The 24,681-nt window shown below is 57.1% G+C and carries 21 protein-coding genes and 1 pseudogene; all 22 read left to right on the top strand.

The genetic code is table 11. The features are described 5' to 3' along the window. The first annotated feature begins 28 nt into the window (after positions 1-28). A complete protein-coding gene (gene metG / locus QGM61_RS03950; protein ID WP_281132099.1) occupies positions 29-2,125 on the top strand; it encodes a methionine--tRNA ligase in 2,097 nt (698 codons plus the stop codon). A gap of 147 nt (positions 2,126-2,272) precedes the next feature. Continuing rightward, the gene (locus QGM61_RS03955) at positions 2,273-3,820 is read left to right on the top strand and encodes a S1C family serine protease (protein ID WP_237134281.1); all 1,548 of its coding nucleotides are present in this window, start codon (positions 2,273-2,275) and stop codon (positions 3,818-3,820) included. Between the two features lie 27 nt (positions 3,821-3,847). Beyond that, complete coding sequence (dcd, locus tag QGM61_RS03960; RefSeq protein ID WP_237134280.1) at positions 3,848-4,417, top strand: dCTP deaminase; 570 nt, start codon at positions 3,848-3,850, stop codon at positions 4,415-4,417. A 315-nt stretch (positions 4,418-4,732) separates the two neighbouring features. Further along, positions 4,733-5,716 (top strand): IS110 family transposase, encoded by a 984-nt coding sequence (locus QGM61_RS03965; protein WP_281132100.1) that lies wholly within the window; start codon positions 4,733-4,735, stop codon positions 5,714-5,716. Positions 5,717-6,077: 361 nt separating this feature from the next. After that, the gene (locus tag QGM61_RS03970) at positions 6,078-7,520 is read left to right on the top strand and encodes an L-serine ammonia-lyase (RefSeq protein WP_281132101.1); all 1,443 of its coding nucleotides are present in this window, start codon (positions 6,078-6,080) and stop codon (positions 7,518-7,520) included. A gap of 485 nt (positions 7,521-8,005) precedes the next feature. After that, on the top strand, positions 8,006-9,283 hold the full coding sequence (locus QGM61_RS03975; protein WP_237134278.1) for a sensor histidine kinase: 1,278 nt from the start codon (positions 8,006-8,008) through the stop codon (positions 9,281-9,283). Next, on the top strand, positions 9,280-10,704 hold the full coding sequence (locus QGM61_RS03980; protein WP_281132102.1) for a sigma-54-dependent transcriptional regulator: 1,425 nt from the start codon (positions 9,280-9,282) through the stop codon (positions 10,702-10,704). Before QGM61_RS03975 ends, QGM61_RS03980 begins: the two co-directional genes overlap by 4 nt. Positions 10,705-10,725: 21 nt before the next feature. Next, entirely contained in the window at positions 10,726-11,094 is a 369-nt protein-coding gene (gene fliE / locus QGM61_RS03985; RefSeq protein WP_237134669.1) for a flagellar hook-basal body complex protein FliE, read from the top strand. Positions 11,095-11,143: 49 nt separating this feature from the next. After that, positions 11,144-12,859 carry a flagellar basal-body MS-ring/collar protein FliF gene (gene fliF, locus QGM61_RS03990; RefSeq protein ID WP_281132103.1) on the top strand — a complete coding sequence of 572 codons (1,716 nt, stop codon included), beginning with the start codon at positions 11,144-11,146 and terminating at the stop codon, positions 12,857-12,859. Positions 12,860-12,861: 2 nt separating this feature from the next. Further along, positions 12,862-13,872 (top strand): flagellar motor switch protein FliG, encoded by a 1,011-nt coding sequence (fliG, locus tag QGM61_RS03995; protein ID WP_237134275.1) that lies wholly within the window; start codon positions 12,862-12,864, stop codon positions 13,870-13,872. Position 13,873: 1 nt separating this feature from the next. Beyond that, positions 13,874-14,866 carry a flagellar assembly protein FliH gene (locus tag QGM61_RS04000; protein WP_281132104.1) on the top strand — a complete coding sequence of 331 codons (993 nt, stop codon included), beginning with the start codon at positions 13,874-13,876 and terminating at the stop codon, positions 14,864-14,866. Between the two features lies 1 nt (position 14,867). Then, positions 14,868-16,202: pseudogene (gene fliI / locus QGM61_RS04005) on the top strand (flagellar protein export ATPase FliI); the annotation flags it as partial. Between the two features lie 164 nt (positions 16,203-16,366). Further along, the gene (gene fliJ, locus QGM61_RS04010; RefSeq protein WP_237134273.1) at positions 16,367-16,810 is read left to right on the top strand and encodes a flagellar export protein FliJ; all 444 of its coding nucleotides are present in this window, start codon (positions 16,367-16,369) and stop codon (positions 16,808-16,810) included. Positions 16,811-16,893: 83 nt separating this feature from the next. Next, positions 16,894-18,897: a flagellar hook-length control protein FliK gene (locus QGM61_RS04015; RefSeq protein ID WP_281132105.1), complete on the top strand. Its 2,004-nt coding sequence runs from the start codon at positions 16,894-16,896 to the stop codon at positions 18,895-18,897. A 295-nt stretch (positions 18,898-19,192) separates the two neighbouring features. Then, positions 19,193-19,711 (top strand): flagellar basal body-associated FliL family protein, encoded by a 519-nt coding sequence (locus QGM61_RS04020; protein WP_281132106.1) that lies wholly within the window; start codon positions 19,193-19,195, stop codon positions 19,709-19,711. 12 nt (positions 19,712-19,723) lie between these two features. After that, positions 19,724-20,698: a flagellar motor switch protein FliM gene (gene fliM, locus QGM61_RS04025; protein WP_317622153.1), complete on the top strand. Its 975-nt coding sequence runs from the start codon at positions 19,724-19,726 to the stop codon at positions 20,696-20,698. Between the two features lie 38 nt (positions 20,699-20,736). Further along, positions 20,737-21,135 carry a flagellar motor switch protein FliN gene (gene fliN, locus QGM61_RS04030; protein ID WP_281132107.1) on the top strand — a complete coding sequence of 133 codons (399 nt, stop codon included), beginning with the start codon at positions 20,737-20,739 and terminating at the stop codon, positions 21,133-21,135. A 15-nt stretch (positions 21,136-21,150) separates the two neighbouring features. Then, positions 21,151-21,543, top strand: coding sequence for a flagellar biosynthetic protein FliO (gene fliO / locus QGM61_RS04035; protein ID WP_281132108.1), 393 nt, complete (start codon positions 21,151-21,153; stop codon positions 21,541-21,543). Positions 21,544-21,577: 34 nt separating this feature from the next. Then, a complete protein-coding gene (gene fliP / locus QGM61_RS04040) occupies positions 21,578-22,378 on the top strand; it encodes a flagellar type III secretion system pore protein FliP (RefSeq protein WP_237134668.1) in 801 nt (266 codons plus the stop codon). 21 nt (positions 22,379-22,399) lie between these two features. Beyond that, positions 22,400-22,669, top strand: a complete 270-nt coding sequence (gene fliQ / locus QGM61_RS04045; RefSeq protein WP_237134267.1) for a flagellar biosynthesis protein FliQ — start codon at positions 22,400-22,402, stop codon at positions 22,667-22,669. Positions 22,670-22,673: 4 nt separating this feature from the next. Then, on the top strand, positions 22,674-23,453 hold the full coding sequence (gene fliR, locus QGM61_RS04050; protein ID WP_237134266.1) for a flagellar biosynthetic protein FliR: 780 nt from the start codon (positions 22,674-22,676) through the stop codon (positions 23,451-23,453). Positions 23,454-23,468: 15 nt separating this feature from the next. Then, positions 23,469-24,644, top strand: coding sequence for a flagellar biosynthesis protein FlhB (gene flhB / locus QGM61_RS04055; protein WP_281132109.1), 1,176 nt, complete (start codon positions 23,469-23,471; stop codon positions 24,642-24,644). Positions 24,645-24,681 lie beyond the last annotated feature (37 nt).

The following is a 24,681-nucleotide window of genomic DNA, read 5'->3' on the forward strand; positions in this document are numbered from 1 at the left end:
CTGATACCAGATTCCAAGGACCCCACCCGTGACCAAACGCAAAATTCTTGTTACCAGCGCCTTGCCCTATGCCAATGGGCCAATTCATCTGGGGCATATGCTGGAAGCCGTTCAGACTGATATCTGGGTACGGTTTCAGAAAATGCGTGGTCACGATTGCGTCTATGTCTGTGCTGACGATGCACATGGCACCGCCATCATGTTGCGGGCCGAGAATGAGGGCATCACCGCAGAACAGCTGATTGACCGGGTGCGTGCTGAGCACAAGGCCTCCTACGATGGCTTCCGGATCGGCTTTGATAATTATCACTCCACCCATTCGCCGGAAAATCGTCACTATTCCGAGGTGATTTATCGAGCCCTGCGTGACAACGGGCGCATTGCCACACGATCCATCCGTCAGCTTTATGATCCTGAGAAAGGCCTGTTTCTGGCTGATCGCTTTGTTAAAGGCACCTGTCCCAAATGCAAGGCCGACGATCAGTACGGCGACAACTGCGAGGCTTGTGGTGCAACCTACAGCCCGGCAGAGCTGATCAACCCGCGCTCGACACTGTCTGGCGCAACGCCCATAGAAAAGGACTCCGAGCACTATTTCTTCAAACTGCCAGAGTTCACCGAGTTCCTGAAGAGCTGGACCCGTAGTGGCACGCTGCAGGAGCAGGTGGCCAACAAGCTGGCCGAGTGGCTGGAAGGCGGGTTGCAGGAGTGGGATATCAGCCGCGATGCGCCGTATTTTGGATTTGAGATTCCGGATGCACCCGGCAAGTATTTTTACGTCTGGCTGGATGCGCCGATTGGTTACATGGCCAGCTTCAAGAACTATTGTGAGCGCACCGGCGTGGACTTTGACGCGTACTGGAAGCCTGGCAGCGATGCCGAGCTGTATCATTTTATCGGCAAGGACATCATCAACTTCCACGCGCTGTTCTGGCCAGCCATGCTGTCCGATGCCGGCTATCGCACGCCTACTGCGGTCTACGCGCATGGTTTTGTCACCGTCAATGGCAAAAAAATGTCCAAGTCGCGCGGCACCTTCATCAATGCCGATACCTACCTACAGCATCTGGATCCGGAATATCTGCGCTATTTCCTGGCCTCGCGGCTGGGCAGCGGTGTGGATGACCTGGACCTGAACCTGGAAGACTTTGTCAGCAAGGTGAACAGCGACCTGGTGGGCAAGCTGGTCAATATCGCCAGCCGCTGTGCTGGTTTCATCACCAAGGGGTTTGACGGAAATCTGGCGCAGGCCGTTTCCAATCCGGAACTGGTGGCGGAAGCGCAGGGCGCCGCAGAAGAGATTGCCGCTTTTTACGAGCAGCGCGAGTACAGTCGGGCGGTGCGCCGAATCATGGAGCTGGCTGACAAGGCCAACCAGTACATCGCCGAAAAGCAGCCCTGGGTGCTGGCCAAACAGAACCCGCAGGACCCGGCCGTGCAGGCCATCTGTTCAACCGGTATCAATCTGTTCCGTCTGCTGATGATTTATCTGAAGCCCGTGCTGCCGGCCATGGCTGAGCGCGCCGAGGCCTTTCTGAATGCTGGCGAGCTGAGCTGGGCTGATGCCAGAGAACTGCTGAATGGTCATCAGCTCAACCCCTTCCAGCCGCTGATGAAACGTGCCGAGATGGCGCAGGTTGAAGCCTTGCTGGAGGCGTCTCGTACCGAGGCAGCTGAGACCCGCAAGCTGACGGCTGCGCCTGTCGATCAGCCAGGCGTTGATACAGCAGCGTCCGCGAACGCGGCCGAAGACAGCCAGCTGGCCAAAGAGCCCATTGCCGATGAGATCGACTTTAACGATTTCATCAAGGTGGATCTGCGCGTGGCACGCATTAGCAAGGCAGCCTACGTGGAAGGTGCCGACAAACTGCTGCAGTTGACCCTGGAGCTGGGCCCTGATGCCAATGGTGAGATGGCGGTGCGCAATGTGTTCTCGGGTATCCGTTCAGCGTATAAACCAGAGGACCTGGAAGGCCGGCTGACCGTGCTGGTGGCCAACCTGAAACCACGCAAGATGAAGTTTGGCCTGTCGGAGGGTATGGTGCTGGCGGCAGGCCCGGGCGGCAAGGATATTTACCTGCTTAGCCCGGACAGTGGCGCCCAGCCGGGGATGCGCATCGTTTAACCAGACGGAGCGCTCAGGCAGGGTGACCCCGGGGACGGATAACGCCTGCCTGGCACAAACAGGATTTGACGGCGGCACAATTTTTCGGGTTTACTCGGTCATCTGTACCACCCGAATAATAAAAGAAGCAAAACAAGAGGACACCCAATGACTGCAGCAGGCCTGGTCGCCACCCGGCGATGGTTGTTGCTCTCTGCAGTGTTGGTCGCCAGTTGCCTGTTGATCCTGACCGGCGGTGCTGCCAACGCACAGACCAGTGACGAAATACGCGAAATTGAAGACTCGATTGTCAAAATCTACACGACGACGGCCGATCCCGACTATTTCACCCCCTGGCGTTTGATGAACCCCAACCAGAGCAGCGGCTCGGGTGCGGTCATTGAAGGCAACCGCATTCTGACCAATGCGCATGTAGTGGCCAACGCCAGTTACGTGCAGGTGCAGAAGAACAGTGATCCCCGCCGTTACCTGGCGCGCGTTGAATTTGTCTCCCATTCCTCAGACCTGGCCCTGATTCAGGTCGAAGAGCCCGGCTTCTTTGACGATGCGCCGCCACTGGAAATTGGCGACCTGCCTGACCCCAATACCGAAGTGCTGGTATTCGGCTACCCCATAGGTGGTCGCACCCTCAGTGTGACCAAAGGCGTGCTGTCCCGCGTGGAGCAGCAGGTTTACGCGCATTCCGGTGAGTTTCTGCTGGCCGGGCAGATCGATGCAGCCATCAATCCTGGCAATAGCGGTGGTCCCGTGATCGCCGACGGTGAGATTGTCGGTGTGGTAATGCAGTCGGCCGGTGGCGGACGCACAGAGGCGCTGGGTTATTTTGTACCCACCGACATCGTGCGTCATATGCTGACTGATGCCAGTGATGGTCAGTTTGACGGTTTCCCCGATCTGGGTTTCCGCACCCAGGATCTGGAAAGCCCGGCTGCCAAGGCCCGATACGGACTGGAAGAGGATGAGACCGGTGTACTGGTGATCAAGGTCTTTGAGGATTCACCCGCTGACGGTCTGCTGAAGGCCAATGATGTGCTGCTGTCGATTGATGGTTACGAAGTGGCTGGCGACAGCAGCATCCGTCTGAATCGCGACCTGCAAACCAACTATAAACATGCGATCGACGTTAAACAGATTGGCGATACCGTGCCGCTGCGCATTGCGCGTCAGGGTGTGGCCATGGATGTTGACCTGACCGCGCAACGCCGCCAGCAGAGCTACAGCCTGGTGCGCTCCGAAGAATTCGATGCGATTCCAGACTACTATATCTATGGCGGCATTGTGTTTGTGCCACTGAATATGAATCTGATCAAGCGCTGGGGCAGCGACTGGACGCGCACCGCGCCGGTCAATCTGCTGCATGCGCGCAGCCAGTGGTCCTCGCCTGAGAAACGGGAGGTGATCGTGGCTTTGCAGGTGCTGGCTGCCGACGTCAATCTGGGCTATCACGATGTGCGAAATGTGATCGTTGAGTCTGTCAATGGCGAGCCAATCCGCGATTTTGCCGAGTTTGCCCGCCTGCTGCGCAACAATGAGGAACCCTATGTGGTCTTTGAGGCAGAGTCGGGTTTCCAGATGGTGGTTGACCACCAGCAGGCGCGTGACTCGGAAGCCGAAATACTGGAACGCTATCGTATTCCCGCCAGCTATTCCGAGGGGCTGTTTGATCAGTCCGCGCTGGCCCAACATGAAGAATGACACCAACCGCAGGAGTTTACCCGCAGTATGAGCATCAAGTCAGACAAATGGATTCGTAAAATGGCTCAGGAACACGGCATGATCGAACCGTTCGAGCCGGGGCAGGTGCGTTATGTCGATGGCGGCAAGGTGATCTCCTACGGTACCTCCAGTTACGGCTACGATGTGCGCTGCGCCTCCGAGTTCAAGATATTTACCAACGTGCACACCACCAGCGTGGTCGATCCGAAAAACTTCGATGAAACCAGTTTTGTCTCCATCGACGAGCCATACTGCATCATCCCGCCCAACTCCTTTGCGCTGGCCCGCACTGTGGAGTACTTCCGTATTCCATCGGACGTGCTGACCGTCTGCCTGGGCAAATCCACCTACGCGCGCTGCGGCATCATAGTCAACGTGACGCCGCTGGAACCGGAGTGGGAAGGCCACGTCACGCTGGAATTCTCTAACACCACGCCGCTGCCCGCCAAGATCTACGCTAACGAAGGCGTCGCGCAGATGCTGTTCTATCAGTCGGATGAGCAGTGTGAGGTGACTTATAAGCAGCGTGGGGGGAAATACATGGGTCAAACGGGGGTAACTCCGCCGCGCGCTTGATGTGTGTCTGTTGATTGCCGCGACGCGTTTTACCTCAGCGCTTCCGGCCTCGGGACTTCAGTGGTAGTGCAAAGCTTCAGCGCGTCCGGCGCCGGAATCAGCGGGAAAGTCCTTATATCTGAATTTCTCTCCTTTGCTACACTGGTTTAGCTAACCAATGTGGCGAAGCGTCAGTATCGCTGTGGCAGTCCTGAGTACCTGGATACTGGTGAGGAGATAAGCAACTGACGCTTTCTTTCTTAACAAACTGGATGGTATCCAAGCGCCTTTGCTCCGGCAAAGTGATGCTGCATGTATAAGGGGAGTGTTAGGAAAATGACCAGTTACGTCGGAGTGGATGTTGCGAAGCAAAAGATTGATTGCGCCTGGCTGCGTGACCCGGACAACAACAAGATTAAAACCAAGGCGCTGCCAAACCACAAAGCGGGGTTTGAGCAGTTGATCCAGTGGCTCAGTGCCCAGGTCAGCGACGATCTGTCGTCCATCCACGTCATCATGGAAGCGACGGGGATCTATCACGAGGCACTGGCATATACGCTTAATTCGCGAGGTTTACAGGTCAGTGTGGTGAACCCGGCACGGGTGCACGATTTTGCGAAAAGCCTGGGTAGTCAGCACAAGACCGATAAGAAAGACAGCGTCGTGCTGGCTCGCTACGGGCTATCTGCGAAGCCTGCACTGTGGGTGCCCGAACCCGATGAAGTGCGTGAATTAAAGGCTCTGCTGGGGCGCTTGTCAGCGCTGGAGAAGGATCTGATGCGCGAGCATAACCGCCTTGAGAAGGCGCAGGTCAGCCAGGCTTCAAAGGTGGTACTGACATCGATTGAAGGCATGATTGATCAGCTGAAGCAGGAAATTGAACGCGTTAAACAACAGATCGATGATCATATCGATAAGCACCCTGGCCTGAAGAATGACCGGGAGCTACTGGAGTCTGTGCCGGCAATTGGCCAGACGATGTCCCGACAGCTACTGGCGGTGCTGCGCAGCCGTCACTTCAGCAATGCCGGTCAGGTGGCAGCCTTTGTTGGCTTGGTGCCGAGGATCCGTGAGTCGGGACAATGGCAGGGACGAAGCCGCCTAAGCAAAAGCGGGAACGGTGAAATACGAGCCAAGCTGTACATGGCTGCCGTTGTGGCAGTGCGATACAACCCGGACATACGCGCGCAGTATGTTCGGCTACTGAAAGCCGGCAAACGCAAGATGCAGGCCATCGGGGCTGCGATGAGAAAATTAATACAGATTTGCTATGGTGTGCTTAAACACCAGAGCAGATACCAGCCGCAAATGATAGTTTGAAGGAGGTTGTGGCTGGATTGGAGAGATGGTATCTCCTCAGGTTTTCGTCGCTCCTTTTCCCGCTACTCCCGACGCCTCGATTTAATCTTGTACTTCTGTTCCCGAGGCCTCGATTTGGCTGAGTGCGGCGTCGCTGCTTTAGCTGCTACTTCCAGCGTGCGGCGGTGTTGGGGGAGGTCAGCGGGGCGCCTTGATTGAGCGTTGTGCCGCGCCTGGTCGGGCCCTAAACTGTTCGCTTCCGGCCTCGGAACTCGGGTGGCAGTCCTCGTCAGGTTTTCCTCGCTCCTTGCCACCCGATCCCCGAGGCCTCGATTAAACTTTGTGCCGCTTCCAGGCGCGGGGTGCTATTGGGGGAGGGGTTATGTCGCGTCGGTTTGCATCTGCTCGGGAGTCTTTGTCGGTTCTTGATATGTTCAAGATCGGCGTTGGGCCGAGTAGTTCTCATACGCTGGGGCCGTGGCGGGCGGCGCAGCGGTTTGTGGCTGAGCTGGATCTTGAACGTGAGTTGAAGTCGCTACGTGTCTGTCTGTATGGCTCGCTGGCCAAGACAGGTAAGGGCCATGGCACGGATCTGGCCATCATGATGGGTTTGACGGGTGCTGATCCCGTGAGCTTTCCGACCGATCGGCTGGCTGAGACCGTCAAGGCGATTCGCCAGCAGAAAGAGATCCGGCTGAATGATGAGGTGTTGCTGTCCTTTGATCCGGAATCGTGCCTGCTTTTTTGTCCCGCTGAGTCTTTGCCTGAACACCCCAATGGCATGCGTTTTGAGGTGCAGTATAAGGATGGTGATGAATATCAGGCGGTGTATTTCTCGATAGGTGGCGGTTTTGTCAGTCGTCAGGATGAGCTGGGCGTCAGTGCTGTGGATTTTGTTGAGCTGCCGTACCCGATTAACACCGCAGCTGATCTGACACGCTGGTGCAGGGAGACCGGTCTGTCGATCGCTGGCGTGGTCGAGAAAAACGAGCTGGCCTGGCGCGACGCCAGCGAAACGCGTCGGGCGGTGCTGAAAATCTGGCAGACCATGTATGAGTGTCTGTATCGGGGCTGCCATACTGATGGCGAGCTGCCGGGGGATTTGCAGGTGACTCGCCGCGCGCCAGCCTTCAACCGCCGACTGCTCGATAATGACCTTGATTACACCATCGAGACCTGGCGCGATGCTATCCGCAATTCGGGCACGGGTTTCTCTCATGCGCTTGACTGGCTGAGCTGCTTCGCGCTGGCCGTCAACGAAGAAAACGCGGCTTTTGGCCGCGTGGTCACTGCGCCGACCAATGGCGCGGCAGGTGTGATTCCCGCCGTCCTCTGGTACCTGCTGGTGTTTGAACAGGAGCAGCCTGACGACGATGTCATCATGCAATTCCTGTTGACCGCCTCAGAGATCGGATGCCTGTTCAAAAAGCGCGCAACAATTTCTGCAGCCATGGGTGGCTGCCAGGCCGAGATCGGCGTGTCGTCTGCCATGGCGGCTGCGGGACTGACCGCCTGCCGTGGCGGCAGTGTCGACCAGGTCACCATGGCCGCCGAGATAGCCATGGAGCACCACCTGGGCCTGACCTGTGACCCCGTCGGCGGACTGGTGCAGATTCCCTGCATAGAACGCAACGCCATGGGCGCAGTAAAGGCCGTCACCGCCTCACAGCTCGCGCTCTTCGGCGACCCCGCCAAGGCCAAAGTGTCACTCGATGCGGTCATCAGCACCATGTGGCAGACAGCGGCGGACATGAGCGACAAATACAAAGAAACATCCGAAGCCGGCCTGGCCGTCAATATCCCGATCAGTTTGAGCGAGTGCTGAGCTTCAGCGCATCATCGCTCCTCTTTGTAACGCATCCGGCGACCGTGTTTGAATTCGGCACAAGGGTAGGGAGGTGGGTATCAGGGCTCGCCCAATAAAGAGCGCGCTTATCCTTTTGCCTGTCACCCGATCAGCGGGCGGGACTGTCCGAGTCCCGAGCGGCGTTGCCGCGAGGTCGAGTTCCCCCCCGCCGGGTGACAGGTGAAAGGATGCGCTCCGGGCGAGCCCTGATACCCACCTCCCGGACCGTTGTCTAAATGTACACATACGCGCCGCAGGTTTTTGCTCCTGCAAAACCTGCATTCCCGCCGTCCATGGCGGTTGGCGCGTCAATTTCCCGTCAAAGTGACAGTAATCCGCCTGTATTCTGCCAGCGGCAAAACCTTGCCGCACCCTAAGTGGTTGAAAAATAAGAGCTGATACGACTGGCACGGACATTGCTTGCCACCCCTGCGGAAACAGAACATCCAAGGGGCGGGACACACATGGCAGCAAGCAGCCTGACGCTGGTAAGAGACATACAAAGTCAGCCAAATAGTGCACAGGCACTGGAACTGGCGTTCAAGGCTTTTAACGAACTGTCCGGCGAGCTCACGCAGACCTATCAGGCACTAGAGAGCCAGGTGCGGGATCTGACAGCCGAGCTGGAAGCTGCCAATGCCCAGCGCCTACGCGAGCTGGCCGAGAAAGAGCGCATTGCGCACCGGCTGACCAAACTGCTGCAGCTGTTGCCAGGCGGCGTGCTGGTCCTGAATGCTCGCGGCCAGATTTCTGAATGTAATGCTGCTGCCCTGGATCTGCTGGGTTCGCCTCTGGAAGGTGAGCTGTGGGTGGAGATCATTCGCACGCGCTTTGCGCCACGCAGCGACGACGGCCACGAGATTTCCCTGGTAAACGGCAAGCGCGTGAGTCTGCTGAGCCGCTCGCTGGAAGAAGAGCCCGGCCAGATCATCCTGATTACCGATCAGACAGAAACCCGACGCCTGCAGCAGCGATTGAGCCGTCACCAGCGTCTTACGGAAATGGGTCAGATGGTGTCGTCCCTGGCGCATCAGATTCGCACACCGCTGGCAGCCGCCATGCTGTATGCCGGACACCTGGCACACGCACTGCCGTCACAGGCTGCGCAAGCAGGTGATGATCAGCCAGCTGATGCGGACAGACTGCAGCGCACCCACGACCGACTGATGTCCCGTCTGCACAACATGGAGCGCCAGGTGCGAGACATGCTGGTGTTTGCACGTGGCGAGGCGGTGCTGGATGCACGTCTGAGCATGGCCCAGCTGTTTGATGAAACGCGGGTAGCTGCTGAGGTGCTGCTGCGCGACAGCCGCACACGCTGTCAGTGGACCAACGAGGCCCCTGACTGCCAGCTGGACTGCAATCAGGAGTCGCTGGTAGGTGCCATATTGAATCTGTTGGAAAACGCCCAGCAGAACGGCGGCGCCCAGGTGCAGCTGAAAGTGATCGCTGATCACAACTGCGAAGCTGGCCATCTGCGCTTTTTTGTTCAGGACAACGGCCCTGGCATTGATCCGAAAGTGCTGAGCCAGGTGACGGAAGCATTTTATACCACCCGTGCCCAGGGCACCGGGCTGGGACTGGCCGTGGCGCAGGTTGTTGCGCGTGCACACGGCGGACGATTTTTTATTGAGAACCTCGCAAGCGGGAATCTGGACCCTGAGGCAGAGCAGGTCAGCGGCATTCGTGCCGGTTTTGTGCTGCCTTGCCAGGGTAAAGCTACACAGGAGCAGACTGTATGACTGACAAGGCAACCGTTTTGATCGTTGAAGACAATCCACAGCTGCGTGATGCGCTGAGCGATACGCTGGATTACGCCGGCTACAATGTGCTCGCGGTGGAAAGCGGCGATGAAGCGCTGAGCGTTCTGGCTAGCCAGGCCGTCGACATGGTGGTATCCGACATCAATATGGATGGAATGGATGGTCACGAACTGTTGCAGCGGATTCGTGGTCGCTTCCCGGCATTGCCGGTGGTTCTGATCACTGCTTTTGGCAGCATCGGCAGTTCCGTGCGTGCGATGCGCGAAGGCGCCGTGGATTACCTGCTGAAACCCTTCAAACCGGAGCAGCTGCTGGCAACGGTGGAGAAGTATCTGACCACGCGTGTACTGGGTGGCAATGAGCCAGTTGCCATTGAGCCTTCCAGCCAGCAGTTGCTGTCTCTGGCAGGAAAGGTGGCACGTACCGATGCAACCGTGCTGATTTCTGGTGAAAGCGGCACGGGCAAGGAAGTACTGGCCCAGTTCATTCACCAGCATTCCAATCGTGCCAAAGGCCCGTTTGTAGCCATCAACTGTGCGGCGATTCCGGAGAACATGCTGGAAGCGACGCTGTTTGGTTATGAAAAAGGTGCGTTCACCGGCGCTTACAACAGCAGCCCGGGCAAGTTTGAACAGGCTGATGGTGGCACGCTGCTGCTGGACGAAATTTCAGAAATGGATATTGGTCTGCAGGCCAAAATTCTGCGTGTGCTGCAGGAGCGCGAGGTTGAGCGTCTTGGCAGCCGCAAGACCATGAAGCTGGATGTGCGTGTGATTGCAACCACCAACCGCGATCTGCGTCAGCATGTGCGTGAAGGAAACTTCCGCGAAGACCTGTATTACCGCCTGAGCGTATTTCCGCTGGCCTGGTTGCCACTGCGTCAGCGTCGTCAGGACATCGTGCCGCTGGCTGAACGTTTGCTGGAGCAGCACGCAGGACGCATGGGCCGCAGCACAGTCCGTCTGGACGAGCAAGCCAAGCTGACCCTGAGCCAGTACGCCTGGCCAGGTAATGTGCGCGAGCTGGACAATGTGTTGCAACGGGCACTGATCATTCAGGATGGGCACACCATTACCGCATCCTGCCTGGGCCTGGAGCAGGGTCAGACTCATCGCTTCGCTGGTACTGTCAGTAGTGGTGCGGTCAGCAGCAGCGCCGGTAGTCAAAGCGTGACTGTGCCTGTCACTGCACAGGAAGCCGACAGCAGCGACGAAAACCGTCCACTGGGTAACGATCTGAAGCAGCGCGAGTTTGAAATCATTCTGTCCACCCTCAAACAGCAGGGTGGCCGCCGCAAGGAAACCGCAGAGGTGTTGGGCGTCAGTGCGCGCACGCTGCGTTACAAGCTGGCGAGAATGCGTGATATGGGCATAAATATTGATTCACTGGTAAGTGCATAAAGGGAGGCCGTGATGAACACGATTGGCGATCGCAGCGATATCAATCAACTACTGATGCAAATGCGTGAAATACGCGGCCAGATCCAGTCTCCGGAAGTCAACAAACCGGATATGAGTCAGGCTGTCAACAGCAGCCAGGGCGTCAACGGCGCGGGCAAGACTGAGGGCACGGGTTTCGGCGAGATGCTCAAACAGGCGGTCGATTCTGTGGCTGATACCCAGGCTAAATCTTCTGAGCTGCAACGCGCGTTTGAAATGGGTGAGCCGGGGGTTGATATCACTCAGGTCATGATCCAGATGCAGAAAGCCAGTGTATCCTTCGAGGCCATGAACCAGGTGCGTAACCGCCTGGTAAGCGCCTATCAGGACATCATGAATATGCCGTTGTAAGACTCACTACGACATCAGCGCACGCGCGACACACACAGGAAAATGAATCATGGCTGCTGCCGAAACATCAGGTAACGCCGGCGGGACACCCGCCAACAACAGCAAGTCGCTTTTTGGAGGTGGCAGTTTTCTGTCGGGCTTCAATCGGCTGAACATGCTGCGCCAGGCTGGTCTGTTACTGGGACTGGCGGCCAGTATCGCACTGGGCTTCTCGGTTGTGTTGTGGTCACAGCAGGAAGAGTTCCAGCCTCTGTATCCGAGCATGCAGGGCTACAATGTGTCAGAGCTGGCACAGGTACTGGAAACCAGCGCGATGGAGTATCGTATCGACCCGGCCAGCGGTGTGCTGCTGGTGCCGGCGGCGCGCGTCAATGAAGTACGCCTGCAGGTGGCGGCCGCTGGTATCAGTCGTGATGATGGCTACGGTTATGAATTCATGGACCAGGAGCAGGGGCTGGGTACCAGCCAGTTCATGGAAGCCAATCGCTACAAGCGCAGCCTTGAGGGCGAGCTGGCACGTACCATTGCCAGCTTCCGCCATGTACAGGCTGCCCGTGTGCACCTGGCTACACCTGAGCGCAGTGTGTTCATCCGTAATGCCCGCAAGGCAACTGCGTCCGTGTTTCTGACACTGAACACCGGCGCGCGTCTGACGGAAATTCAGGTTCAGTCAATTGCCAACCTGGTGGCCTCCAGCGTGCCGGAAATGGCAGCCGAGGACGTTACGGTTGTTGATCAGTCCGGCAATCTGCTGTCGCGTCGCGGTGAGAATCGCGAACTGGCCATTGCCGGCGAACAGTTTGAGTATGTGCGTCGTTACGAAGAGACCCTGTCTGGCCGTATCAGTCGCATTCTGATGCCACTGCTGGGCAGTGGAAATTTTACTGCCGAAGTGAACGCTGATATTGACTTTACACGCAGCGAAGAAGCGGCCGAAACCTATAACCCTGACAGCACGGTGCTGCGCAGCGAGCAGTCAATGGATGAGCGGCGCAATGGTGGCGATATCATCGCCGGCATTCCGGGTGCCCTGAGTAACCAGCCTCCGGCCGCCGGTGTCGCACCAGAAGTGGCCGTCAATGGCGTTGGTGCCGCTACCGCTGCCAATGGCGACAACAGCAATACCCGAACCCAGGCCACCCGCAACTACGAAGTGGATAGAACGATCAGCTACACCAGCTATGACCCTGTGGCAGTGCGACGCCTGTCTGTTGCGGTTGTGGTTGATGAACCTACCGGCGAAGGTGCCCAGCCCTGGGCACAGGAGGATCTGGATCGCATTACTGCGCTGGTGCGCGATGCGGTTGGTTTTGACGCTGAGCGTGGTGACAGTGTTACGGTGATCAACCGGGCATTTGCACAGGCCGACGCGATGACCATGGAAAGTATCCCTATGTGGGAACAGCCCTGGTTTGGCAGTGTGCTGCGACAGCTGGGCGCTGCAGCGTTCCTGCTGATTATGGTGTTTGGCGTGCTGATGCCCACCCTGAAGCGACTGGCGGCGGTCGGCAGCAGCGGCAACAATCTGCCCGCTGTTGCAGGTGCCCAGTCGCAGGGTGGAAATGGCGAGGTGCGATTCACAGAGGTTAAACCTGACGCGTCGTCCGGCCCCAAAGAATCTGTTACGCTCAGCGGCGGTGAAGATATGATGCTGACTGGCCCTGGCGACAGTTACGAGCGACAACTCAGCGCCATTAAAGGACTGGTGGCACAGGATCCGGCGCGTGTGGCGCAGGTTGTGAAAAACTGGATAACTAACGACTAATCATGGCTGAGAGAATGGCTGACAACATGAACAATCTGGAGCGTGCCGCGATACTGTTGATGAGCATGGGCGAAAAAGACGCCGCTGAAGTGCTCAAGCAGATGGGACCCAAGGAAGTACAGCGTGTGGGTACTGCCATGTCGGCTCTGAAATCGGTCAGCCAGGATACTGTCTCGGGTGTGCTGAACCAGTTTCTGACCGAGTGTGGAGCCCAGAGTGGTCTGGGTATCGGCGCGGAGAGTTACATCCGCAACATGCTGACTGAGGCGCTGGGTGAAGAGCGCGCCCGCAGCTTTCTGGACCGTATTCTGCTGGGCAACTCCGGGGCCGGTATCAACAGCCTGAAATGGATGGATCCGCGCTCGGTTGCCGACGTCATCAAGATGGAACACCCGCAGATCCAGGCCGTGGTTCTGAGCTATCTGGAGCCGGATCAGTCAGCCGGTATTCTTGCGCAGTTCCCTGAAAAAGTGCGCCTGGAAATCATGATGCGAATTGCATCGCTGGAGAGCGTTCAGCCAGAGGCATTGAAGGAACTCAATGAAATTCTGGAGAAACAGTTCTCAGGCAAGGGCTCGAATCCGTCGACCACTATCGGTGGTACCAAGACTGCGGCCGAAATCATGAACCACCTGGACAATGCGGTTGAGCAGGAACTTATGGAGTCCATCAAGGGCCTGGACGAAGACCTGGGCAATCAGATTCAGGATCTGATGTTTGTGTTTGACAACCTGCGTGAAGTTGACGACCGTGGTATTCAGGCACTGCTGCGCGAAGTATCGTCCGAAGTCTTGATTCTGGCTCTCAAAGGCGCAGACGATTTCCTCAAGGAGAAATTCTTCGGCAACATGTCCAAGCGGGCTGCCGAGTTGCTGCGCGACGACCTGGAGGCCAAGGGGCCGGTGCGTATCGTCGAAGTGGAAGCGGCACAGAAAGAAATTCTGGTGGTGGCGCGACGTATGGCCGATGCTGGCGAAATTCAATTGAGCGGCGGCAGCGAGGCGATGATCTGATATGCAACGACATATATTTGACGGTACCAATCGGGTCAGCCAGAAGGCCGTGGAGTCGCAACGCATCATGCGCTGGGCGCCACCGACAATAGACAAGGCCGGTAAACTGGTACAGGTGGAACCTCGCGCTGAGTCGCAGTTTCGTCAGACAGTAACAGCGCATCAGGGCGCGGCCGCCGAGGCAGGCGCAGGCGCTGAAGATGGTCAGGTTTCTGACTTTCAGGGTACCGGTACAGGTTACGATGAGGGTTATGAACAGGGGCTGATGCTGGGCCGCAGCGAAGGGCTGAAGAAAGGCCTGGAAGAGGGTCGCCAGCAGGGCCACAAGCTGGGCTTTGAACAGGGCCATGCCGAGGGGTTTGAGAAGGGCACCGCCGAGGGTCTGCAGCAGGGGCTGCAGGATGCCGATCAGCAGGTTCGTCAGCAGCTCAACGTGCTGAACAGTGTGATGACTCATCTGACACACGCACTTAATGAACAGGATTATCAGCTGGAACAGGCACTGCTTGGTATTGTCCGAGAGGTTTCACGTCAGGTGATTCAGCGTGAATTGAGCATCGACAGCAAACATATCATGCAGATTGTGCAGCAGGCCCTGAATACATTGCCACCGACCCGTGACAACGTGCGAATCCTGGTCAACAGCGCCGACAAGGAGCTGGTGATGCGAGCTGCCGAAGAGGGCGGCGAGAACTGGCGAGTCATCGGCAGCGCACAGATTGAGCGCGGCGGCTGTCGTGTTGAAACAGATCACAGTGCGGTCGACTTTACGGTCAGCACACGATTCAATCAGGCAGTGGAACAGATCGTCGCCAAACAGTTTATGGAAGATGATGATCCACGCCAGAAGGGCGTGCCACCGGGTGAAGACCTGCAGGCGGCACCAGAACCGGTTGTAAAAACAAGCAGCGCCAAAGGCAGCAAGCGCTCGCTGGCGGAGGAGGCTGCCGACCTTGGCAGTGCTACCGATATCGCGTCCGAGCAGGAGTCCTGAAGTGTTTCAGCGTCAGAGTCTGGCGCAGCGACTGCGCTGTTATCGTCCCGATCGTCCGCTGGCCATTGAGCCGGTTATTGTCGGACGTCTGACCCGCGTAGTTGGTCTCACACTGGAAGCCGTTGGCTGCAACGTGTCGCTGGGGAGTCGTTGTCTGGTTGCTCACCCCAGCGGCAGGGATATTGAAGCCGAAGTGGTTGGCTTTGACGGTCCACGTATCTTTTTAATGCCGCTGTACAGTGTTGAAGGCCTGCAGCCTGGTGCCCGTATCGTGCCGGCACCTGCCACAGAAAGCCTGTGGGTGGGTGATGGGCTGCTGGGTCGTGTTCTGAACGGTTTCGGCGAGCCCATTGATGGCCACGGACCGCTGTCCATCAAGGAATGCCGTCCGGCCGGTCCAGAACGCAGTATCAACCCGCTGAAACGCCAGCCGATCAAGCAGACTCTGGACGTGGGTATTGCGGCCATCAACGGCCTGTTGACGGTGGGCAAAGGCCAGCGTATTGGTTTGTTTGCCGGCTCTGGTGTCGGTAAGTCAGTGCTGCTGGGCATGATGACACGCTTTACTGAAGCGGACGTGATTGTGGTTGGCCTGATTGGTGAACGGGGCCGTGAGGTTAAAGAATTTATTGATGAAATCCTCGGCGAAGAGGGGCTGCGCCGCTCTGTGGTTGTGGCGTCACCGGCCGACGACTCACCGTTGATGCGACTGCGGGCGGCGACCGTGACTACCCGGATTGCCGAGGGCTTTCGTGATCAGGGCAAAGACGTTTTGCTGCTGATGGATTCACTGACACGTTATGCCATGGCTCAGCGTGAGATCGCGCTGGCGATTGGTGAACCACCGGCGACCAAGGGTTATCCGCCATCGGTGTTCGCGCGCATTCCGCAACTGGTGGAACGCGCCGGTAATGCCGATCAGGGCGAAGGTACAATCACCGCGTTTTATACCGTACTGACCGAGGGTGACGACCAGCAGGATCCAATTGCAGACTCGTCACGTGCGATTCTGGATGGTCACATTGTACTGTCGCGGGCACTGGCCGAGCAGGGCCACTATCCGGCCATTGATGTGGAAGCCTCTATCAGTCGTGTCATGCCGGCCGTGGTCAGTGCCGACCATCTGGCCAAAGCGCAGTTGTTCAAGCGCACCTATTCCCGCTATCAGCAGAATCGTGATCTGATAAGTGTCGGGGCTTACACCATGGGCGCTGACCGCGATATCGATTTTGCCATTGAGCGCATGCCGCACCTGCGTCAGTTCCTGCAACAGGGGCTGACCGAAAGCGTTGCCCTGAGTGAGGCCGTGCTTCGTCTGGGACGCGCCATCGCGCCACCCACCAGAACCATGCCAGGCAGTCGACCTGGCGCGGACGGCGCTGCCAGCAATGTAACCCAGATGCCTCCGCGTGACAGTCAGAACAGTGTCGCTTCTGCACCAGGCCGTACGCTGGGTGGACGGGATCGCCAGAGTCCTGACCAGGCGGGTGGCAGTCGCTGATGCAGCGCGTCAAACGCATGCAGCCGGTACTGCGGATTGCTGAGCTGGAGGCCGACAAGGCTGGCCGCATGCTGGCCATGGCGCAGCAGCGACTGCAGGCAGAGCAGCAAAAACTGACTCAGCTGGGTGACTATCAGCAGGACTATCGTGAACGATTACAGAGTGCCGGCAAGCAGGGCATGTCAGTTGATCGGCTGCGTCTGTTCGACGGCTTCAATCGTCAGCTCGACAATGCCATGACTCATCAAAAAACTGTCATTGCACACTTTGAACAGGAAGTGGCGGCCTGTCATCGCAAATGGCAGCAGCTCGATATCCGTCACAAGAGCCTGGAAAAAATGCTGGGTCGATTGCAGCTTGAGGCAGAGAAAGCACAGGCACGCAATGAACAGCGCAACCACGACGAATACGCACGCCGCCGTCCTGGCGGTGGCTGGCGTTAAGCTTCAGGGCATCTGCACCGCACCATCTCTTGGCAAGCTTCTTGCTCATACTTTCCGGTGAAATGAGTTACAGGAAGCTCTCCATGTTGTCAGCCAATGAATTTATGCAGTTTTTGTCTGGCGCGATCATGCCAGCCACGAAGCCGGCAATCGATCGCAGCCATGCCGTTGTGCCCGTCGAAGGTTCCGCCTCATCGCTTCTTTCCGGTGAGCACAGCAGCGAGGACGCGCGCGCTAGAATCAGCGAGATGTTGTCCCGGCTGGACAGTGCAAACCCGGAAAAGCCGGGGGAAGACAGTGAATTTGCTCGCACTTTCCTGCACGACCTGCAGTCTTTGCTGGCATCCGAAGTTAGCAATGCTGACTGGTTCGCACAGAACGGCAGCGCATTGAGCACAGTCTCACAGCAGCCAGTCGGATCGCTGCTGATGACGGGCGAACCAGGCACGCAGGCTCAGCCATGGACGCTGGACGAACTTTCGCAACTGGCACAGCAATTCCTGGTTGACGGAAAACAATTGCCGGAAGCGGCATGGCAGGACGGTCAGAATTTGCCTCAACAGCTTGCCGCTCTGCTTGCCGGACTGGAACCGTCCGGTTCGGCGAGGTCGATGTCGGCAGCGTTGGGTATACCAGCTCAGAGTTCGCCGGCAACTGCCACATCGGCGACTGACGTCTTGTCATCTGCTGGCGTTGCGACTACTGCCCAGACTTCAGCGCCAGTGCCAGGCCTTAAGCTGAGCCTTGATGCCGTTCAGCCCCGAGGCGAGCAGACAGTTTCTGCTGACGTCAGTAATGCGACAGCCGATAAGGCAGCCCGGATAAGCGAAACGATCTCATCGCAGGCAGCGCTGGCTTCTGCTACCAGCGAAGCGGCGGCGGCAGCCGCAGCCGCACAGACAAATGAAGCGGCAGCATCACTCGCTGACGACAATGCAGGCGCGACGCTTGCAGCTAATCAGGCAGTAAACCTGCAGAATTCACAGCCACAGCCAGCTGCGCCCGATTTGTCCGCAGTCCAGCCCGGTGCGTCGACGCCTGGTGGGGCAGCTGTTAACGCGAAGCTGCAGACTGTCGGCACTGAGGCAAGCAATCAGCTGGCTGCCAACACCACCGTTGCGAGTCAGTCGGTTGGCTCTGAACCTCTGACGGCAGACGATGGTCTGAGCACACCGCAGCTAAGCACCAATACTGAGAAAAGTGCAGCAGCGGCCGCAGCCACTGCGGTGACCGCATCCGTCGATGCAGCGATTCCGGCGGCGCCGCCAGCCGAATCCAGGCGCTCAACCCTGGCTGAGCAGCTTTCGTCGGCCAACAGACGGGGCGCTGATGCCGGAACGACTACACTTGGCTCTGCAACGGCAGGCCCGCTGCAGGCGGCCGCCGGATTCACCGTCAGTGAGCCCATGGCACCCGCAGGCGGGAACTTGAGCCTGGCGATTGAGCAGGTCATGGCTGAGTCGGCGGGGACGGATAGCAATTCACCTGCACGCCAGGAAGCCAGCCTGCTTAAGTCGGCAACCCCGACTGCGCAGGAACTTGCTGCTGAACTGTTTGGTGCGGCTGACCAGCGTCGTGCGAATTCACAGTCCGCCGCGACACTGAGCAATGCTGCGAGCATGGCACCAGCCGCGCGTGGCGCTGACTCCAGTCTGATGCTGCAGGTTGGCAGCTTTGGTCAGGCTGGCTGGGGCGATAACGTTGCGCGGCAGCTGATGGTCATGACTGCCAATGGCATTAACAGTGCGCAGATTCGTCTGGATCCACCAGAGCTCGGTACCCTGACCGTTCGCGTACAGATGGTTGATCAGTCGGCTACCGTGAATTTTGTCAGCCAGCATGCCATGGTGCGCGATGCGCTGGACGCCCAGATTCCGCGACTTCAGGATCTGTTCCGCAACGAAGGAATTGATCTGCTTGATGTGACAGTCTCTGATCAGCAGACGTCTGCACAAGGGGATGGGCATGGACAGGATGGACGTGGTTCGCGACATTCGGGCGGCGAGCTCGACAGCGATCGGGATAGCGCAGAAGCGCTGGCCAATATTCCGGCGCGCAGCCTGCACCTGGTTGATGAACATGTTTAATTGCCATTGAGGTTGGCGGCGGGAGGCGTAAGCACACAGAATCCCGCCGCGACTGCATACTCCAGGATTTTTTTGACGTCACAAAATTGGCGCTTGCTGCGCTGGTATCGTTAATACTTCGTCCTTGGTGCGCCTGCACCATTCGCTATATAATTGAAAACTTTAAACTTACCTTCCACTCCGCAAGCCTGGTTAATACTGGCACAAGGATTGCTTCCCCACTGGTAAACGTGAGCGTCATATCGACGTCACAAGATGACTGTGCGGCAGCAAACCGTTACAAAACGAGGAAAAAATGGCTGACGACGATCTGGAATCCCAGGAAAAGGCGCAAAAGAAAGGCGCCAGAAACAAGCTCATGCTGATCATAATTTTACTGCTGGTGCTGATTGGCGCTGGTGGCGGCGCGGCATGGTTCTTCCTGCTGGCACCGGGTGATGCTGAAACGGCGACAGCAGAGGGCGAAGAGGCAGAGACAGAGGCCGCGCCACTGGAGCCCATGCAGTACCAGAGTCTGGCGCCGCCGTTTGTTGTGAACTTTCCCTACCAGGGTCGCCAACGCTACCTGCAGGCTGAGATCAGTGTGATGAGTCGTGATGCTGCTGCCCTGGAGGCCCTGAGGCTGCACATGCCGGCTGTCAGGCATGCGCTCAACAATCTGTTCAGCGCGCAGTTGATTCTGGTTTTTGAAGATCCGTCGGGCATTGAGGCCCTGCGCGAGCTGGCCACTGCTGAAGTCCGGCAGGTGCTGGAACGTGAGATCGGTCGCCCGGGTATTGAAGAAGTTCTGTTTACCAGCTTTGTAATGCAATAGCTTGTTGGGGATATCCTGATGCAGGATCTGTTATCGCAAGACGAAATTGATGCGCTCCTCCACGGCGTTGATGAAGGCGCTCTGGAAGAGGATTCACTTGATGATCCGGGTACCGTCCGTGCCTATGACCTGACCAGTCAGGACCGGATTGTGCGTGGGCGTATGCCTACGCTGGAAATGATCAACGAGCGTTTTGCCCGCTATACCCGTATCAGCCTGTTCAACCTTCTGCGTCGCTCTGCGGATGTATCGCTGGGCGGTGTGCAGATCACCAAGTTCGGTGAATACCTGCATACGCTGTATGTACCGACCAGTCTGAATCTGGTTAAGTTTCGTCCACTGCGCGGTACTGCGCTGATCGTGCTGGATGCCAAACTGGTTTTCAAACTGGTAGACAACTACTTTGGTGGTGATGGTCGTCACGCCAAGATTGAGGGTCGTGAATTTACTCCGACCGAGCTGCGTGTTGTGCAAATGGTTCTGAACCAGATCTTTGTGGATCTTGGCGAAGCCTGGCGCAATGTCTACAAGCTGGAGTTCGATCACCTGCGCTCTGAAGTCAATCCGTCAATGTCCAACATCGTCAGCCCCAGTGAAGTCGTGGTGGTGAGCAGCTTCCATGTGGAACTGGACGGTGGTGGTGGTGACATCCACATTACCCAGCCTTACTCAATGATCGAACCGATCCGTGAACTGCTGGACGCCGGTATGCAGAGCGACGTCGATGAACACGATGAGCGCTGGGGCAAGGCACTGAAAGAACAGATCAAACATGCCACAGTCAATTTCACCTGTGATGTGTTTGAGCGTGAGATAACACTGCGTGATGTTGTTGACCTGGAAGAGGGCGACATCATTCCGGTGGAGATGCCTGAAACGGTTGTGTTGAAAGCCAATGGTGTCCCGTTGTTTGAAACGCGGGTGGGCACATCCAACGGTAATCTGGCACTGAGAGTCGAAGGCATCTATCGCGGTATTGAAGACTAGCGTGGTTTCGAAAACCAGGCACGAACGAGGAGAACGGCATGAGCAAAGATGAACAGGATATGGCGGACGAGTGGGCACAGGCCATGGAAGAAGAGAGTGCCGGTTCGGGCAAGCAGTCCAAGGTGGCTGCGCAGGCGAACAGCAACGGCGCGGACCAGGGCAAGGCGAATGGTGCGTCTCCTGATCTGGATGTAATTCTGGATATTCCGGTACGCATTTCCATGGAAGTCGGCAGTACTGCCATCACCATTCGTAACCTGCTGCAACTTAACCAGGGGTCGGTGATCGAGCTGGACCGACTGGCGGGTGAACCGCTGGACGTGCTTGTCAACGGAACCCTGATTGCGCATGGCGAAGTGGTCGTGGTGAACGACAAGTTCGGTATCCGCATGACCGACGTGATCAGTCCGTCAGAACGAATCAAGAAACTGCGCTAAGCGGGTAGGCGGACCATGGCAGAGAACATGACACAGGCAGCGGAACAGGCTGCCACACAGACGGCGATGCTCGGAGCGGGCGGTGCCAGCGCAGTCGCCCAGACCGTTCTCTGGCTGATGGTCATCATTAGTCTGATCCTGGCCCTGGCCTGGGTGGCGAGGCGCTTCTCTGGCGCCACCGGCTTTGGCGGGCAGGGCATGAAAGTGATCAGTGCGCTGCCGGTAGGTAACCGCGAACGCGTTGCCCTGGTGCAGGTCGGTGACAAGCAGTTGTTGCTGGGTGTTGCGCCGGGCAATGTGAATCTTCTGCATGTATTTGATGAGCCAGTATTAAGCCAGACACCTGGCACACCTGACACCAGCGGCTTTCAGACCATTCTGAAAAATGCTTTGCACAAAAAGCCCTGAGCGCTACCCAATGACATTCACAAAAACCAGATACATTCTGTTTGTTCTGTTGTGCCTTGCTGCGCTGCTGGTCAGCGCACCATCGGTGGCACAGCAGACCTCAACCCTCCAGCCGGCAGAGACTAACGCCCAGCAGGACAATGGCCTGGGCGGGCTCGGTGGTATTCCGGCACTGAGTGTCACCACCGGTCAGGATGGCTCGCAGCAGTATTCGGTGACGCTGCAGATTCTGTTCATTATGACCGCGCTGACACTGTTGCCGGCGCTGGCCATGATGATGACCTCGTTCACACGCATTATTGTGGTGTTCGCCATCCTGCGACAGGCACTGGGTCTGCAGCAGACGCCGTCGAATCAGATCCTGCTGGGACTGGCACTGTTTCTGTCTATTTTTATCATGGCGCCAGTCCTGCAGCAGGTAAATGAGAATGCGCTGCAGCCATACATCAATGAAGAGCTCGGTGCCACCGAAGCGCTGGCGCAGGCGGAGATTCCGTTCCGCAGTTTTATGTCAGCACAGACACGTGAGTCTGACCTTCAGCTGTTCATGGAGCTTTCCAATATGGATCCGGTAAGCAGCATCGACGAAGTGCCGCTGACTGTTTTGATTCCGGCATTTGTAACCAGCGAACTGAAGACAGCATTCCAGATAGGTTTTCTGCTGTTTATTCCGTTTCTGGTGATCGACCTGGTGGTAGCCAGTGTCTTGATGGCGATGGGTATGATGATGCTCTCGCCGATTATTATTTCGTTGCCTTTCAAGATCATGCTGTTTGTTCTGGTCGATGGCTGGGCAATGATCATGGGAACGCTGGCAATGAGTTTTGGCCAATAGCTGGCTGATGGAGTGTGACGTATGACCCCTGATGTAGCGGTGATGGTTTGGCGGGACGCAATGTGGCTGATCGTGCTGCTGGTGGCTGTGATTGTAATGCCCAGCCTGGTGGTCGGCCTGGTGATCAGTACCTTCCAGGCTGCCACACAGATCAACGAGCAGACGCTGAGTTTTCTGCCTCGTCTGCTGGTGACTCTGGTGGTCATTATTGCCACCGGGCCCTGGCTGTTGAGTCAGATTCTGGACTACGCCGAGCGCCTGATTCTCAGCATTCCCAGTATGGTGGGGTAGGGCAGTGTTGTCGTTCACCGACGCAGAAATCGGTGCGTGGATTGGCAGCTTCATGTGGCCGCTGTTCCGCATTATGGGTTTTATGCTGGCGGCGCCGGTACTGGGCTCCAACTTTCTGCCGCAACGTGTACGATTGATTCTGGCTGTTGCGCTTGCCCTGATTGTTGCACCTACCTTGCCGCCAATGCCGGCCGTAGAGGGTGTATCAGTCAGTGCGATGCTGATAGTGGCCCAGCAGGTGCTGATTGGTGTGGCGCTGGGTTTTTTCCTGCAGATTGTGTTTCAGATTTTTGTGTTGCTGGGACAGTTGATTGCCATGCAGATGGGGCTGGGTTTCGCATCGATGGTGGATCCGGCCAATGGCATCAACGTTGCGATTCTAAGTACGTTTTACATGATGTTTGTCACGATTCTGTTTGTCAGTTTCGACGGACATCTGGTGATGATAGAAATTCTGGTTGAGAGCTTTGAGTTGATCCCGGTGTCCAGTTCAGGTCTGGACACAAGTGTGTATTATCAACTGATCAGCACCATCAGCTGGGCATTTTCCAGCGCGCTGCTGTTGGCGCTGCCAGCATTGACAGCCCTGCTGATGACCAATTTTGCATTCGGCATCATGACGCGAGCAGCACCTCAGATGAACATTTTTGCACTGGGTTTTCCCATTGCGCTGATGTTTGGTCTGTTTGTGATCTGGTTGTGTATGTCATATTTTCTCGACGCCACCGAGGCAATTTTTGCCGAGGCTTTCATTCGCATGCGGGCGCTGATGCAGCCCATCTGACGCAGGAGGTACTGTATGGCTGAAGAACAGGACTCCTCGGCAGAAAAAACCCAGGACCCCACCCCGAAACAACTTGAAAAGGCTCGAGAAGAAGGCGACACCGTCCGTTCGCGGGAGCTGAATACCATGGCCATTCTGCTGACTGGGGTGGGCGGCATGCTGGTGTTTGGTGGTTCCATGGGACAGTCCGTCATCGATATGATGAACTACAACTTCGATGTGCCACGCGAATCCATTTTTGACACCACCGCGATGCTGCGTTTTCTTGATGTGTCAATCATGGAGGGGCTGCGGCTCTTGTTACCGGTTTTTTCACTGCTGTTGCTGGCCGCGTTTCTTGGGCCGATTGGGCTTGGCGGCTGGAACTTTACCTTCAAGGCGGTGATGCCCAAGGCCAGCCGGATGAACCCGATGTCCGGTCTCAAGCGCATGTTTGGTCCCAAGGCTCTGGTTGAGCTGGCCAAGGCCGCCGCCAAAGTACTTGTGGTGGCCGGCATTGCCCTGTTGCTGTTTTTCATGAATATGGACAGCATCATGGCCATTCAGCAGGAGCCTACTGTGCCTGCGATCGCGCATGCTCTAGGCATCATCGGCTGGTCTGTGCTGGCAATGTCCTGCGCGATGATTCTGATCACCATGGTGGATATACCGTTTCAGATTCACTCGCATACCCAGAAGCTGCGGATGACGCACCAGCAGGTCAAGGACGAGATGAAGGACACCGAGGGCAAGCCTGAGGTGAAGCAGCGTATACGTCAGCTGCAGTACCAGATGTCACAGAACAAGATGTTCAAGGAGCTGCCACAGGCAGACGTGGTCATCACCAACCCGCAACACTACGCGGTGGCTCTGAAATATCAGCAGGGCGGAGGGCAGGGTGCCCCGACACTGGTGGCCAAGGGTATTGATCATATGGCACTGCGTATCCGAGAAGTGGCGACAGAGAACAAGATCCCCATTGTCGAGGCGCCGGTCCTGGCGCGAGCCATCTACTACAACACCAAGCTTGAAGATGAGATACCTGAAGGTCTGTACAAGGCCGTTGCGCAAGTGCTTGCCTATGTCTTCCAGCTGCGGCAGCACGCACGTGGCAGCGGTCCCAAGCCCAAAGCAGTTGATCTGACGAAGTTGACTGTACCTGAAGAGTTGCGCCGTGACGGCATAACGCCTGACCCGGACGCGCCGAACTGATATTGATCTGAAGCTGGTGCCTATACTGGCACGACTC

Origin of the sequence: Pseudohongiella sp. SYSU M77423 (genome assembly GCF_029911965.1) — a bacterium.
Classification (GTDB): domain Bacteria; phylum Pseudomonadota; class Gammaproteobacteria; order Pseudomonadales; family Pseudohongiellaceae; genus Pseudohongiella.